15 protein-coding genes are annotated in these 14838 nt (G+C 70.7%); 7 read left to right on the top strand and 8 right to left on the bottom strand.

Annotated features, from left to right (window positions below; translation table 11 throughout):
* Positions 1 to 50: 50 nt before the first annotated feature.
* The 3 genes from ACF08W_RS29095 to ACF08W_RS29085 all read right to left on the bottom strand — a co-directional run bounded on the left by ACF08W_RS29095 (position 51) and on the right by ACF08W_RS29085 (position 2485).
* Entirely contained in the window at positions 51 to 1103 is a 1053-nt protein-coding gene (locus ACF08W_RS29095) for a peptidoglycan-binding protein (RefSeq protein WP_392281070.1), read from the bottom strand.
* 81 nt (positions 1104 to 1184) lie between these two features.
* Positions 1185 to 1829 carry a hypothetical protein gene (locus ACF08W_RS29090; protein WP_392281069.1) on the bottom strand — a complete coding sequence of 215 codons (645 nt, stop codon included), beginning with the start codon at positions 1827 to 1829 and terminating at the stop codon, positions 1185 to 1187.
* A 20-nt stretch (positions 1830 to 1849) separates the two neighbouring features.
* Positions 1850 to 2485, bottom strand: coding sequence for a hypothetical protein (locus ACF08W_RS29085; RefSeq protein WP_392281068.1), 636 nt, complete (start codon positions 2483 to 2485; stop codon positions 1850 to 1852).
* Between the two features lie 430 nt (positions 2486 to 2915).
* Between ACF08W_RS29085 and ACF08W_RS29080 the strand changes: the two genes are divergently transcribed.
* From ACF08W_RS29080 to ACF08W_RS29050, 7 genes are all read left to right on the top strand, one after another.
* A complete protein-coding gene (locus ACF08W_RS29080; RefSeq protein WP_392281067.1) occupies positions 2916 to 3521 on the top strand; it encodes a hypothetical protein in 606 nt (201 codons plus the stop codon).
* 59 nt (positions 3522 to 3580) lie between these two features.
* Entirely contained in the window at positions 3581 to 3859 is a 279-nt protein-coding gene (locus tag ACF08W_RS29075; RefSeq protein ID WP_392281066.1) for a hypothetical protein, read from the top strand.
* 53 nt (positions 3860 to 3912) lie between these two features.
* The gene (locus ACF08W_RS29070; protein ID WP_392281065.1) at positions 3913 to 4887 is read left to right on the top strand and encodes a hypothetical protein; all 975 of its coding nucleotides are present in this window, start codon (positions 3913 to 3915) and stop codon (positions 4885 to 4887) included.
* A 12-nt stretch (positions 4888 to 4899) separates the two neighbouring features.
* Complete coding sequence (locus tag ACF08W_RS29065) at positions 4900 to 5706, top strand: hypothetical protein (RefSeq protein WP_392281064.1); 807 nt, start codon at positions 4900 to 4902, stop codon at positions 5704 to 5706.
* A 153-nt stretch (positions 5707 to 5859) separates the two neighbouring features.
* Positions 5860 to 7104 (top strand): DUF2637 domain-containing protein, encoded by a 1245-nt coding sequence (locus ACF08W_RS29060; protein ID WP_392281063.1) that lies wholly within the window; start codon positions 5860 to 5862, stop codon positions 7102 to 7104.
* Between the two features lie 77 nt (positions 7105 to 7181).
* Positions 7182 to 7595, top strand: a complete 414-nt coding sequence (locus tag ACF08W_RS29055) for a hypothetical protein (RefSeq protein ID WP_392281062.1) — start codon at positions 7182 to 7184, stop codon at positions 7593 to 7595.
* Between the two features lie 189 nt (positions 7596 to 7784).
* Positions 7785 to 9422 carry a hypothetical protein gene (locus tag ACF08W_RS29050; RefSeq protein WP_392281061.1) on the top strand — a complete coding sequence of 546 codons (1638 nt, stop codon included), beginning with the start codon at positions 7785 to 7787 and terminating at the stop codon, positions 9420 to 9422.
* Positions 9423 to 10167: 745 nt separating this feature from the next.
* Here ACF08W_RS29050 and ACF08W_RS29045 read toward each other — a convergent pair.
* The 5 genes from ACF08W_RS29045 to ACF08W_RS29025 all read right to left on the bottom strand — a co-directional run bounded on the left by ACF08W_RS29045 (position 10168) and on the right by ACF08W_RS29025 (position 14772).
* The gene (locus ACF08W_RS29045) at positions 10168 to 10989 is read right to left on the bottom strand and encodes a hypothetical protein (protein ID WP_392281060.1); all 822 of its coding nucleotides are present in this window, start codon (positions 10987 to 10989) and stop codon (positions 10168 to 10170) included.
* Between the two features lie 352 nt (positions 10990 to 11341).
* Positions 11342 to 11662 (bottom strand): hypothetical protein, encoded by a 321-nt coding sequence (locus ACF08W_RS29040; RefSeq protein WP_392281059.1) that lies wholly within the window; start codon positions 11660 to 11662, stop codon positions 11342 to 11344.
* A 75-nt stretch (positions 11663 to 11737) separates the two neighbouring features.
* On the bottom strand, positions 11738 to 12166 hold the full coding sequence (locus tag ACF08W_RS29035) for a hypothetical protein (RefSeq protein ID WP_392281058.1): 429 nt from the start codon (positions 12164 to 12166) through the stop codon (positions 11738 to 11740).
* Between the two features lie 89 nt (positions 12167 to 12255).
* Positions 12256 to 12435: a hypothetical protein gene (locus ACF08W_RS29030; RefSeq protein ID WP_392281057.1), complete on the bottom strand. Its 180-nt coding sequence runs from the start codon at positions 12433 to 12435 to the stop codon at positions 12256 to 12258.
* Between the two features lie 3 nt (positions 12436 to 12438).
* Positions 12439 to 14772, bottom strand: a complete 2334-nt coding sequence (locus ACF08W_RS29025) for a hypothetical protein (RefSeq protein WP_392281056.1) — start codon at positions 14770 to 14772, stop codon at positions 12439 to 12441.
* Between the last annotated feature and the right edge of the window lie 66 nt (positions 14773 to 14838).

Genomic DNA, 14838 nt, shown 5'->3' with positions numbered 1-14838 from the left:
GCCTTTCGAGGAGAGGGGCGGGCCCGCGGGTCGGGCCAGCCGGGAGAGGGTCAGGAGAACAAAAACTTCCAGGTCAGCGGCCCGGGGAAACCGTCGGCGTCACCCTTCAAGGAGGCGTGCGCGAGCTGGAAGTCGCGCACGTTCTTGCGGTCCGCGTCCGACCAGCGCGGCCCCGGGCCCGAGGTGTAGTGCTTGCCGTAGCCCTTCCGGACGAGCTGCTGTCCGAGCAGGGTGACGGACGCGTTGCTCTTGCCGGGGCCGAACTTGTCGGCGCCGGGGAACGGCGGGGCCGGCTTCGCCGAGACCTTGCCGGGCAGGGCGCCGAGCAGCTCCTTGAGGGAGGTCTTGCCCGGGACGCCGTCCGCGGCCGCACCGTTGTAGTCGAGGGACTCCTGGTAGTCCTGGTAGTTCTTCGTGTCCGCGTCGGTCCACGTCGGACCCGGGCCCGACGTGTAGTGCTTGCCGAACCCCTTCTTCACCAGGGCCCGGCCGACCTTGGTCACGTGGTCGCCCTTGGCGCCGTAGCCGTACGTCAGGCCGTTGATGGTGACCTGTGCGCGGGAGACCTCGGAGCCGCCGCCCGGCAGGGAGCCACCCGGGTTCGGAGCGGGCGCGTAGCCTCCGGCCGGCATGCCCGCCTTGACCCAGGCGTAGAGCTTGGTGCCGGGGCAGGCGGTCGCGAAGCCGTCCCGGTGGCCGCGCTTGGCCAGGGTGCGGCCGGTCTTTTTGCACGCCTCCTCGTACAGCGCGCGGCATGCGGCCAGGGCCTTCGCGCTGGGCTCCTGGTCGCCGCCGATGGCGATCTGGACGCCGATGCCGGTGGTGTTGTGGTCGGGGCAGTGGGCGCCCTGCAGGCCCCAGCCGCGGCCCTCGTAGATGTTCCCGGCCTGGTCGACGACGAAGTGGTAGCCGACGCCGCTCCAACCCTGCCCAAGGTGCTCCGCCTCGATGGCGCGCATGATCGCGTACCCGGTGCGGGTGATGTGGTGGGCTCCGTCGTAGTGGACGTAGAACTCGGTGCGCTTGGACAGCGGGACGGACGCCGGGGTGCCGTTCCACGGCTTCGCGCCCCAGGTGGCGCGGGAGATGATCTTGACGGTCATGGGGTGGTGCCCTCCACTTGGTGATCGGTGGAGGGCACCGTGCAGGGCGCGGCCGGTTAACGTCGCGTGCTGCCGGGAGGGCTACTCGTCGACGACCTCGGCGTCGACGACGGAGCCGTCCTCGAGCTCCGGCGGGTACTCGATGGAGAACAGCGAACGGTCCAGGCGCTCGGCGAGCGCGGACAGGTCGACGGCCTGGTCGTCGGCGCCGGACGGGAGGTCGCCCAGGCCGGTGATCTCGACGGCGACGATCGCGTCCTTGCCGTAGTGCTCGCGGTGCTGCCGCTCCAAATACCAGGCATCGGCGCGCCAGTCGGGCGACGTGCGGTCCTCCACGGTCTCCTCGACGATGTCGCCGGTCACGGAGTCGCGGAACTTGCGGGTGGTGACCTTGGTGACGATGCCGCCGTCGGCGACCCTGCGGATGTTCATCATGGCGCGCGCGGCCGCCGTGGCGCGGGCGGTGCGGACCTTCTCGTACAGGGCCGCGTACTCCTCCTCGGCCGCGTCCGGCTTCTCGCCTGCCTCGCGGGCCTCGACCTCGGCGCGGCCGCGGGCCATCCACGCCAGGAAGCTTGAGCGGGAGACCCCGGCCATCTCGGCAGCCAGCTCGACGGCCACGCCGGTGCGCGACGCGCCGACGAGACGCGCCTCGACCTCGTCGGAGAGCAGGCGTGGGCGACCGCTGCGGCCTGCGGGCCGGCGTGCCTTGCGTCGGGTGGACATGGTGTTCCTCGGAGGACGGGTCAGCGGCTGGACGTGAACATGTGCCCGCAGGCCGGGCACGTCGTATGCGGGGCGCGGCCCTCGTCGTCGGGGCTGAGATCACCGTCGCGTTCGCCGTCGTCGGGAAGGTGCAGCAGGGATGTCTCGTCCTCGCGGCCGCCGCCGGGCAGGGTCTCGGGGTCGACCTGGCCAAGTAGCTTGTCGATCTCGTCGTGGGGGATGGCCAGGGAGTCGAACAATTCCGCGTCGCCGGTGGCCAGGTCCTCGAGGACCTCGGCGAGCTCGCGCGGATCCCATCCGCCCTCGCCGGGGAGCCGGTTCAGCTTGATGGCCAGGGCCTCGGCCTCGGCGTCGTGCTTCGAGGACCAGCCGCGCAGCACGGGGACGAGCCAGCCGCCGTCCTCGTCGATGACGATGCCGCTGGGTGCGCGCATCCCACGGGACTGCATCTCGATCAGGGACTCCCGGCGGCCGTGGCCGTGGAGGGTCTTGCGGGTGCGCTCGTCAACGACCGGAATCTCGACCAGGCCGTGCATGTCGATGGACGCGATCATGAGCTCGAGCTCGTGACGCTTCGGGTTACGGTCCGCCGGCGTCAGGTCGGTGAGCGGCACGTAGGCGGTGAAGCGCGGCGGCCTGGCGATCGTCTCGGTCACGGCTGGTGCGGTCCTCTCCCATGCGTCGGTGTCCGGCAGCGGGAGAGGGCTGCGAGCCCGCGGACTTCAACCGCGGCGCCCTGCCTCGCAAGCAGGGCGATGCCGTCATGGCCGACCCTCACCCGCTACCGGGCCGCCTCCGCCCTCGTTCCGGTTGGGGCGGAGCCGGGGCTCCGCCGCTTCCAGTGACGTCGCCGGATGCTGCAGAACCGCGAGGAAGGTAAGTGGACGCGCCGCTTGTGTCGCGTGCTCCACAAGGCATTTCCCTGGGTGTACTATTCGAAGCGGCTGGGAGAGCAACCCAGCTACCTGGGCCTAGGTGTAACAAATTTCGGCCGGTGACGTACCTCCCTACGACGCCCCGAAGACACCCCGCCCGGGACAACCCGAATCCTGGGCCACGGCGTCCGGGGAAGAGAGGAACACCGAGATGACGAACGACGTCACCGACAGCGCCCAGGGCGACGAGAAGGTCGCCGCGCTGCCCCTGACCACGCTCGGACTCATCGGGGCAGTCGCAAAGGCCATGACCGAACACCAGACGGCGGTCATCGCGCCGAAAGTGAGCGCCCCCAAGAAGTCTCTGGTGGCGGAGTTCCTGGAGCGGAAGCAGTCGGATCTCGTCATCGAGATCGGGGGCGAGGAGGTCGGCCACTACAAGGTCAACCTCACGAAGGACCGGTTCGAGGTCGCCGACGAGAAGGCGTTCGACGCGTACGCGGAGGACAAGGGCGAGTACGACGTCATCATCGTCCGGAAGCCCTCGTTCGAGAAGGCCGTCCTGGCGCACGCTCAGCGTGACCCTGAGACGGGCGCCATCTTCGACTCGCGGTCCGGTGAGATCATCCCCGGCCTCAAGTTCGTGCCGGGCGGGAAGCCGACCGGCACGGTCACCTGGACCTGGAAGACCTTCAAGAAGCAGCCGATCGGCAAGGCCGTGCTGATGGCCGCCCTGCGGCGCGGTGAACTCGACGAACTACTGCGGGAGGCGCCGGAGCTGTTGCCCAAGGCGCAGCCCGGCGCGCGCGACGAGTGACACCGATCGTCTCGGCCCGGCCCCCTGCGGCCGGGCCCCACTCCCTGGGGACCAGCACCATGACCGCCACCGCGACCGCCACCCGGAGACTCTCCGACCGCGCGCACCGCATCGTCTTCGAGCTCGCTCTGCACGACGGCCAGTGGGTCGACGTCGCCGACATCTACACCAGTCTCGGGCTGACCTCGCACCAGGTGCGCAGCGCCCTGAACGAACTGATATCCGCGGAGATGGCCGCGAGGGAGCGGCGCCCGGCGGCCTCCGAGACCGGATGCCGTCGCACGCACCGGACGTACTTCCGTTTGACCGACGAAACCCCGAGCGAGGCCCCCGCATGAGCCGCCTGTCCAGCCCCACGGGGGTTCGGATTAACCGTCGCTACACGGTGAACGTGCCGTCGACGACCGCCCGGGACGACGACATCAGCTTCCGTGCCCTTGGCCTGCTGACCTACATCCTGGACCAGAAGGACGGGTGGCAGGTCCGGTCCGACCAGCTCTCCCGGGGGGAAGGGCGCGAGGGACGCGGGGCCGTCCGCACCGCGCTGGGCGAGCTCGCCCAGCGCGGCTACTACCGCCTCGAGCGGCGGCACTTCCTCAACGGGAAGTGCGCCATGGGCACCGCGGTTTCGGAGTCCCCCGTCAAGCAGTGGGTCGAAGACCACAAGACGTTCAGCACGAAGAAGGACCCTTCGGTTCCTGTGCACGAGCAGGAGGACGGCTCGTTCCTGGTGAAGTACCCCGACGGCACCTTCGGCAGCGACGGGTTCGAGCCCGACCCGCTCGACGACCAGGAGCCGCCCGCTGGCCCCGAACCGGAGGACGACGAGGAGGCGCCCGCGGATGCGGAGGAGCCCCCGGCCGCGCCGGAGAAGCCCGCGGCCCGCCCCCGGCGCACCCGACGCACCTCGGCGCAGAAGGCGGCCGACGACAAGGAGAAGGCCGCCGAGAAGAAGCGGAAGAACGAGGAGAAGGCCGCCCTGGACGCGGCCGCCGAAGCGGTCGCGAAGTGGTGGTGGGAGGACGCCGAGAAGCACCTGGGCAAGTACGTCGGGAAGACCAACGGCTTCGTGGCCATGCGCGGCATGGTGAAGAAGGCACTCGAGGCGGGCTACACCCAACGGCAGTGCGCCGATGCCCTGCGGCACGCGCGTAAGCACCTGCCCAGCGCGCAGCAGTGGCAGACAGCCCTCGGCGTCGTCTCGAACCACATCATCCCGAATCAGCCCACCGGGCGGATCCCCTACAGCGACAAGGCCACGTGGGGCGACCAGAGCGACGCCCCGACGTACGAGCCCGGCGAGAACCCCAGCTCGGCCGCCGACGACTCCGACGACGCCACGTTCGGCGTCATCGCACGATCGTAAGGAGCGCACCCGATGTCGGTCACCACGCACGCCGCACCCGCGCGCGGCATGAACGCCCTCGGCGGCCTGAGCACGCACATCATCAAGGTGCTGCAGAACAACGGCGCGGACATGGCGCAGCTCGGCGTTCCGCCCCAGCCCGAGCCGGAAGACGGGCTCTGGGAGGACGTGGCGGTGCCGCAGGCTCGGGCGCGCCGCAACAGTTGGCGCAACAGCGTCATCGACGCCAGCTATGACGAGTACCTGCGTTTCCGCTTCGGTGACCTCGACGCGAACCAGAAGCCGAACACGTTGAGGAACTGGCTCGACTCCCTGGTGGAGGGGAAGCGGTCGGGGGTCCGCCCGGCGACCCTCAACATGATCATTCCGGGGAACATCGGCAGCGGGAAGACGACCGCCGCGCTCGCCCTGGGCGGCGAGGCATCCGAACGCGGCATGTGGACACTGCTCGTCAAGCACTCCAAGTACCTGACGTGGCTGCAGCCGGACTCCGCCCCGCACAACCTGACCAAGCACCAGGTCCGCCACCGGTTCGCTACCTGCGATCTGCTCATCCTGGACGAGTTCTGCGGCGACATGGACCAGATCGCCACCCCCTTCGTGAAGAAGGAGACCGTCGACCTGATCGACGCGCGGATCAGCTCCGGCCGGCCGACGGCGTACACGACCAACGTGCGCAGCCGCAGCCAGCCCGGCGGCGGTCTGGGCGTGGTGGACATCCTGGGGGAGCGGCTGCTGTCTCGGCTCGAGTCCTCGGCGCACCTCGCGAAGATCGTGGGCCCCGATCGGCGGAAGCCGGCGCAGCCTCTCGACTGGTAACCCATGGCACCCAAATGCCCTGTATGTCGCTGTTGCTGACGGGGGTGAGTGTCGGTAAAGGCACAGGAGACGGAGGACGCTATATCGTTTGGTCGACCCGGAAGGCCATGAGCATAAGCCGACCGGGGAGACCCGAATGAGAGGAAAGGTGTCTTGAAGCTGCCGTTTACCCGTGTCCGCAAGGGCGAAGAACCGCAGACCCCCGCCGACCACGAGCCGAGCTCCACCGACTCCGGTGTCCCTCCGCTCAGCCTCTGGGAGCGCCGCGGCATCAAGCTGACCGCCCTGGGCGGCGCCGGCGTCGGCGGCCTTGGCTTCTACGCGTCGTTCGACGCCGTGTCCGCCAAGGCCCTGGACTGGGGCTTTGACGAGCCGTGGGTTCTCCCCACCGCCATCGACTCCTCCATCCCCGTGTTCACGGGCGCGTACCTCTTCCTGATCCGCATGGATATGCGGCTGTGGTGGGCGCGGCTCGTCCCCTGGGCGCTGAGCCTGATCACCTGCGCCCTGAACGTCGCGGCCGGTACCTCGCTCTGGTCCAAGGTCGCGCACGGCGCCATGTCCCTGCTGTGGGTCGCCGTCTCCGAGATCGCTGCACACACCTACGCCGTGAGGATCGGCGCGGCCACCGGCCGACGCCGCCGCATGGACAAGGTCCGGTGGGCCCGCTGGTTCCTGGCCCCGCTGCCCACCTTCCTGCTGTGGCGCCGCATGAAGTTGTGGGAGCTCACGTCGTACGACACGGTCCTCGAGCTCGAGCAGGAACGGCTCCTCTACCAGGCGAAGCTCCGCGCCCGGTTCGGTCGGGCCTGGCGCAGGAAGGCGCCCGTCGAGTCCCTGATGCCGCTCCGTCTCGCCCGTACCGGGATCCCGCTGCAGGAGACCGCCGCGGACGGGCTGCGCGCTGCGGGCCTCGAGCTGGGCATCTTCGCCCCGCAGGTCGCCCCCGTTGAGGAGCTTCCGGCCCTCCCCGCACCCGTGCCGGCACCCGCCGTACCCGCGGCGGCCCCGAAGCCGCGCCGGGTCACGGCCACCGTCCCCTCGCAGCCGGCGAAGGTCATTGAGCCGACGCCGAAGCCGGAGGAGCCCGCGACCGCTACCGCGGAGGAGTCGGGCGAGCTGCAGCCGTACGTGGTCCCGCCGTGGAGCACCGAGAGGGAGCTGCGCGAAATCCTCGTGCAGGTCATCGACGGCAAGCACCGCGACGTCTTCGACGGCCCCCTGACCGGAGCAGCGATTGCCGAGGTCCTCGGGCAGAGCGATGGCAACGGCCGTAAGGTCCGCAGCCGCATCATCAAGGAGTACGCCGCGCAGCGGGGTGTCCAGATCCCGGCGCGCGCGACCGTCGACGACGTCTTCGCCGCGTTCGACCAGGCGCTGACGGCAACCGGCTCGTAAGGCATCCTGCCCTTACCCGTACCAAAGCGGCGGGCCCCCACCCGGGGTGCCCGCCGCCTGCATGATCGGACCCCTTCATGACACCGGAGATCCTGGCCCGGATCGCCACCGCTCGCGCCGCCCGCGACCTGTCCGACCTCGCCCGGCAGGCAGTCGCCACCACCGCCGAGACCACCAGCCCGGCCGAGCGCATCCGCCGTGCGCGCGAGCTGCGCGAGCTGACCAACCAGATCGTCGACCTGGTCGTGCTCGCCGAATCCTTCGGGGGCGCGTCGTGGGAGGAGATCACGGCAGCACTCGGCCGGCGCGACCCGGGCACCGTGCGGCGGGAGTTCGCCGCCGACGTCGCCGAGTGGGGTGGGAAGTCCGAGGAGGAGCTCGAGCGCGCGGCCGAGGGGTACGAGGCGCTTGACCAGTGGTACGCGCGGCACCGGGAGGACCAGGACCCCGAGGGTTCAACTCCCGTCGCCGATCTGCTCAACCGGCATTGAGCTATCCCGCCGGGCAGGTAGAATAGTAAGCCGATGGCAACGGCGAGAGGCTAACCCCTCTGCCGTTGCATCCTCCGCGGGAGAGCAACCCGGGGAACCACGAAGTAGAGGAACAACCAGATGCCTGGTATCACCACGCCTCAGCGCGCCCGCACGTCCCGCCGACCGACCGGCCTTCCGAACCCTCCGATGATCCTCATCGCGGGCCCGGAGAAGACCGGCAAGAGCCGCGTCGCGGCCGAGGGAACCGCCTCCGAGCTGGTCGGAATGACGTACTGGATCGAGATCGGCGGATCCGAGGGCACCGCCGACTACTACGGCCGCATCGAAGGCGCCCGGTACGAGATCGTCGAGCACGATGGCAGCTACCAGGACATCCTCGACGCCGTCCGATGGGCCGTCGCCCAACCGCCCGCCGTCGAGGGCAAGCGGAACATGATCGTGGTCGACAACGTGTCCGTGCTGTGGGACATGCTCAGCGACGAGCAAGCCCTCTACGCCCGGCGGCGTGCGGAGAGGAAGGCGCAGGAGCAGCGCCGCCGCGGCCCGAACCCGGACCTCCCGGTCACGGTCGACCCGGACCTGTGGAACCGGGCGAAGGACCGGTGGGGCGAGATCCTTTGGCTGCTGCGGCGGCACTCCGGCCCCACGGTCCTGCTCGCCCGCCAGGAACTCGTCACAGCGTTCGAGAACGACAAGCCGACCCGGGACAAGACCCGCAAAACCAAGGCGGAGAAGAACCTCCCGGCCTCCGTCGACGCCATCGTCGAGCTCCACGCGCTGGGAGAGGCGTACCTGACCGGCGTGCGGACCCTGCACTGGGAGGTCACCCCCGGACAGAGCGAGCGGTTCGAGAATTTCAGCGTCGACGCCTTGCTCCGCCGCATGGGATTCCAGGACGCCGCGGCCGCCCGCCAGGTCACCGAGGCCCGGCCGGAGGCGTACCTGGACGAGCAGCAGGCACAGCGACAGCAGGAACGTGCCGACCAGCGGCAGCAGCGGCAGCGGCAGGAACGGTACGAGCAGGCGCCCGCCCAGCAGGACGGTCCGAAGCTGACCGGCGACCAGGCCGTGGAGCTGATCCGGGCCGCGCTCGCCGACGAGAACAACCCGGAGGCCGCGCTGCAGAACATCCGCGAGCAGTGGGGCATGGTCACTCTGCAGAAGATCCAGACCCGCACCAAGACGTGGGGCACCATGAGCGCGGACGACTTGATCACCCGCTCCCTCGCGTACGCCAAGGGCCGCGCCGAGGAGAAGCGGAAGAAGGCCGCCGAGGGGACCGCGCAGGCTCCGTCCACGCCGCCGAGCACCGCCCCGAGTCCGCCCCCGGGGCAGGGCCAGCCGGGCGCCCACGAGCACCAGGCGCACGAGGACCTCGAGCCGCCGACCGACGACGACGCACCCCCGCCGCCGGACCCCGAGTTCGGCGAGGCCCCCGTGGACGAGCGCCCGGAAGAGGTCAGCGAGGCCGAGGAGCCCCAGGCAGCTCCCTCCGCCCCGGCGGCCGCCGCGGCGCCCAGGGCGACCCGCCAGACCCGCAACGAAGGACTGGCACTCAAGGCGCTCAACGCCGAGGCAGTCGTCCAGGCCCGGATCAAGATGATGACGGTGGGTGAACACCTCGGACCGATCTCCGAGACGGGCGACCCCCAGATGACGGTGCTCCGGGACTACCTGCAGCAGCACCGGCCCGCGGTCATCGCCCAGCTCGAGCAGGAGGGGCAGACGGAGCTCGCCGCCTACTACCGGAAGGCGCCGACCGTCGACCCTCAGATTCAGCAGAAGTTCGCCCCGTACTTCGAGGGCGCGCCCGCCGGGAAGTGACGTGAGGTGATGCGCGCCCGGCCCCCTTCGGGCGCGCTCCTCCGCCGCTCCGCGCCTCTGCGATCTCATCACCTCACATCACCTCAGCACGGCGCGCCCGCGCGCCTCGGACCCCACTCACGCGCGCCCACGTGATCGCGCACCCGATCCGGAGCCGCGCCGATCGGCGCGCCGTTGCCTCCCCCGACCGCGCCGATCCGCGCGCGCCCAGGCGCGCCTCGAGGCCGAGCGCGACCACCCCGGCCGCGCCGCGCGCCGACTCGAGCGCGCCTCCACGCGCGCGCTCAGGCGCGCCGATCGCCAGGCGCGCGCGCCGTGCCCGCGCCGATCCGGGCGCGCCCACCGTGGATCGCGCGCCCGGATCGGGTGGATCGCGCGCCCGCGCCGAGGCCCCGCGCTCAGGCGCGCCCGGGACAGCGCGCCATGGCGCGCGCCTTTGACCTGCCCTTTCTCGCGGCGCGCCCCGCGCCCGGCCGCCGCGCTCCACGGTGGGCGCGGCCTCCTGGACGTTGTCGACCACGCACGCCGGCCTCGCGGAGCGCGCCGAGCGGCGCGGTGATCGCTCCTCAACGGCGCGCGCCCAACGGCGCGGATGATCAGGCGAGTGCGCGCCGACCGGCCAGCCCCGCGCCGGTGGCCGCGCCCGTGAGCGCGCGCGGCCGCGCCTGAGGGCGCGCCCCGGGCATGACGAAGGGCGCGCCCTCAGGCGCGCCCTGGAGGAGGGACGATCAGTCGGTGGCGCGCCTTACCGCGCGCCCTGCCGGGCCGCGCGCCTGATCGCGCGCCGCGCCCTGCGCTCCTCGGCCGCCTTCTCGAGCGCGCCGCCGCGCTCCTGCCGCAGCAGCTCCACCAGTTCCTCGGGGTGCCGCTCGCCAAGGACCTTGAGCGCCTGCAGCCGGACGTTCGGCTCGCTCGGCATCCGGCCCTGGCGCGCTTCCCCGTACTGGACGGCGTAGCGCAGGAACGCGGCCTCGGACTCCACGCGCCGGCGGAAGGTCTCAACGCGCCGCTCCCGCGCGTTGCCGCTCTCGCCTGCGGGCGGTTCGGGCATGAAGCGGGCCGGCTCCTCGGACATGAGGCGGCACAGGCGCACCGCTCTCCTGGCTACTCTCGGTGAGCGGAACGCGAGGGCCTCGACGTGCGGGGACGTCGGGGCGGGGACCGGCTCGTCGAGGATGAACCCCGTCCACCGGTCAGCGAACGAGTCGTCGTCCAGGGCCGCCAGTTCCTTCGCGTGCTCGTGGGCCAGGTCGTCGACGACGTCCTCGAGCGGCGGCATCGCGTCCTTGATCCCCTCGCGCCACGGCGCGATGCGGGCCGCCTGCTGCTTCCGGGTCTCACCCTCCCGCAGGGGGTTGTAGGACTTCGCCCGCTGGACGGCGGTCCTGAGCGCCTGGAGGGCGCGAGGGGCGAGACGGGGATCGTGAAGGGCGGCGCCCTGGGTATCCCGCGGCGCGCGCTTGTCGGTGGCGCCGGTGACGTACTGGACGACGGTGTCCATGAAGGCCTCGGGGCTCATCTCGGACAGACGCTTGATCTCCGCCGCAACCTGCCGGGCATCGGCCATGTACGTGTTCCTCCGCTTCGGGTGTAACCCGTGCTCTCGGGCCCTGGTGTCGTACTGCCTGCTGAAACAGGACGAGGTGGCCGCACTGGCGCGTACGCGGAGATGCGTGTGCCGGATCTTCGTAGGAGCATCCACTCCCCGGCCCCGAGTGCTCTACACGCACCCGGTTACTCGATTCGCTATGGCCAGGTAACCAACGGGCGAGAGGAACACCCCAGCTCTTGCGAGCGGCGTGGTCTTGAAGCCCATGAACCCTGGACCGGAATCTCAAACGCATTCTTCGCGGCAGCGGTACGGCCACCTCGTTGCAGATGGTACCCGCCGGCCGTAGGCCGGACGTGCGCCGTCAGCCCTATTCGGCCTGCTGGGGCGTCTTCTTGGTCGTCAGGGCCTCGATCCACGGGGCAAGCTTGGTCGGCTTCCAAAGGAGGTCGTAGCTCGTCTGGGAGGCCGCCAGCACGCCGAAGAAGGTCGCGGCCGTGAGCTTCCCGTGCTGGAACTGGTCCCAGCCGCCGTCCGTGGCGACGGTGGCGACGCCGGCGAGCAGCGCCGCCAGGACGGCTACGACCTTCTTGGCCTTCGCCGACCAGGCGGGTCGCTGGACAACCGCGGTCAGCAGCGGGAGGACGGCACCGACCTGGACACCGGTGGTAAGAGCGTTGAGCGTGGTCATGAGGTTCTGCCCTTCATGCGAGGTTGCGTGTCGGCGGACTGTGTGCGGCGTCGACGTCTTGCGTCGCGTCCTGGTTCAGCCGCCGGGCCCGTCGACCAGGTCCTCGGCGATCTCCTGCGGCGGAAGGGGCGCCGGGCGTTCATAGAGCCCGACGACCAGGGCGCGGAGCTGGTGGATGTACTCGACCGCGGCCGCCTTCCAGCGCCGCCACTGCCGTTGCTCCTCCTCCAGACGCTCGACGCGGTTCTCCAACGTGGTCACTCGCTCGAGCGTCGCCGCATTTGTCTCGCGCTGCTGCTCGAGAAGCTGGGTAAAGCCGTTCGTCACGGTCTGGACGGACGTCACGAACGTGGTGGCCTCCGCCGTCCCCGCCTCGGTCTCGTTCCTGCGCAGGTTCTGGCGGTACACCATCCAGGCCCCGCCCAGCACACCAGTCATGCCGAACAGGGGGCTGAGGACAGGCGCCAGAGAGACGAGCCACTCCACGAGCGCCTCCTCGGTCATCGGTTGTCAGATTGGGGTGCGCGGGAGCCGGGGCCCGAAGGCCCGCAGCTCCCCGCATCCGGCACGATGCACGGCCCGGCGCCTTAGCGTCATGCGCTCGGCGTCGCCGGCACGATGTCCTGCACCATCTGGTCGCACCCGGCACACATGGCTGCCCACACCGGTTCTTCGACGTTGGGGTACATGCGGACGGTGAACGACTCGTCGGCGTTGGGACACCCCGCGGTCCGGCAAGTGACGATCATCAGGGTGGGCGTGGGCTCAGACATTGGTCAGCTCGCAATCAGGATGAAGTCGATACCGGTGGGTGTGTTGTCGGTGCGATTGATCGAGATCGTCACCGTCCGCGGGGTGGCGTCGGTCAGGCCGATACCGCGGACCGTCGTCCCGGGAACGGTGGTGTTGGCGGTTGCGACACCACGGATCGTGGTGGCGTCGAGGGGGAGCTGGAGCCCGGTCACCGTCATGGACGTGGCGACGTTGGGTGTCGGCGTGATGGTGACGTGACCGACCTCGATGTTCGAGGCGGTCAGGTAGCCAGTGATGCTCGCCTTCACGTATCGGTCCGCGATGAGCGGGCTGGGAGAGCGGATTTCGAAGGCGTTGGCCTTGACAGTTGCGGTGCTGCGGCCGCCGTCCGCGGCAATGGTCAGGGAGGGCCGGCCGTTCCATCCCCCTACGGGGTCCGGGCCCTTGAGGACCACGGCTTGCATGCCGGTGTCGTCGGTACCTGAGCTGAGTTCGGCGGACAGCTTGTTCGCCGTGTTGTAGAAGCGCAGCAGGCCGCGCCCGTTGGCGTCGTTGGTGACGATCACCCGGTCGCCGGTGTCCGCGGTCTGAACGGTCGCGCCGGTGATGGTCCTACCATTCAGGGCGTCCGCTGAGATCTTCTCCGCGGTGATCGCCCCGGCCTTGATGTGCGTCGCCTCGATGGCGCCGGCCGCGATCTGCGACGCGGTGACGGAGTTGACGGCGAGCTTGTCCGTCGTCACCGACAGGGCGCTCAGCTTGTCGGTCGTGATGGCGAGGGACGCGATCTTCTCGGCCGTCACACTGAGCCCGACGAGTTTGTCCGTGGTCACGGCCCCGGCAAGGATCTTCTCCGCAGTGACGGCCCCGGCTTCGATGGCCAGGGCGGTGACGGAGCCGGCCGTGAGCTCGGACGCGGTGACGGAATTCGCCTGGAGCTCGCGGGCGCCGATGGCGTCGGCCGCGATCTTCCCGGCGGTGACCGCGTCGGTGGCCAGCGCCGCGGTGGTCACCGACCCGACGACCAGGTTGGTGGAGTCGACAATGCCCGTCTTGAGGACTTCGACGGTGACGGCGTCGACCTGCATCACACCGGTGGGCGTATTCGGCCCGGTGACGCCGGAGTCGTAGTTGAGGAGCAGATACGGGGCGATGTAGCGGACCTGGTCGTGGAGCTGCCCGGGGGCCCGGGGATCGGCCGCGACGCCGCCAAGGCCGGTGGCGTCCGGCGCCGCGCGCCCGCGCAGGTAGCCGGTGTAGACGGTCCACCCGTCCGCGGCCGCCAGGACCGGGCGCGAGGCGGCGCAGTAGAACTGCGACCCGGTGGAGTTCGCCCCGGTGCGGTTGACCATGGTGACGCCGTCCGCGCCGAACCCCATCACGCCGACGTACAGGGTGTCCCTCCCCGCGCTGGACGGGGCGGTGGTGCGGACCCGGGCGGAGATCCGGTACAGGACCGCAGGGTCGTACGGGATCGGGGTGCTGCCGCGCAGAGCGGCGTAGCCGCGGGCCTGGCCGACGGTGCGCCCGGTGGGGGCGTCGGCGATGTCGGCCAGGTGCTCCCACCGGGCGCCGGCCGGGATCTGTACGGGGGTCCAGGCGGCGGGGTCGGACATCGTGTCCGTGTAGTGCTGGGTGATGCCGTCGGCCAGGGCGCCGCCGAGCGCGTTGAGGGTGACCGCCCCTTCGCCGATCTTGCCGAGGGTGACAGCGGCGTCGGCCAGGGCCGCGGACCCGACCGCGCCGAGCGCGATCTTCGCCTCGGTGACCGCGTCCTGGGCCAGCTTCGTCTCGTCGATGATCTCGTCGATCAGGTCTTGGGGGACGGCCTGGCGGGGCGTGCCGGGGGCGGCTTCTCCGGGTTCGCCGGTGAGCGCCGCGGTGTTCACGGCGCGCAGACGCACCCATACCTCCTCGTATCCGGCGACGGCGATCGTGGCGGACCCGCCGAGGGGGGTGCTGATCGTGCCCGCGAGGGTGGTCTCGTCAGGCTCGAAACCGAGGTCGGGGCCAACGTGGATCTGGACGGTGGCGAAGTCGGCGGGGGCCTCGTCGGCGTCGGCCCACAGCCCGTCCCACGCGACGATGAGCCCGGACAGTGCCGGTTCGACCGTCGGGCCGGCCGGGGTCGGCGGCGGGGTCGAGTTCACCGGCCGGGCGGCGAATGTGCCGTCCGGCTGAACTCCGAGGTGGCCGCGAAGGTTGCCGTCGTCGTCGTAGACGTCCAGGGCCCCGCCCTCGATGGACGCGTGCGTGAGGGGGTTGGCGCTCTCCAGCGCCGTGATGCGGTCTTCAAGCTGCTTGAGGTACGTCGCGAATTGCTTGTTGGTCTCGCGCTCGTCGAGCCGGAACGACACGTCCCCTCCTGTCTGCTGCTCCGGTGAGCTGGAGCGGCAGAGTGGAGGGGACGGATGGTTAGTGTC

It is taken from the genome of Streptomyces sp. NPDC015144, from assembly GCF_043079735.1.
GTDB lineage: Bacteria > Actinomycetota > Actinomycetes > Streptomycetales > Streptomycetaceae > Streptomyces.
Note: the sequence above shows the minus strand (reverse complement) of the source record. Positions and strands in the feature narration are given on the sequence as shown.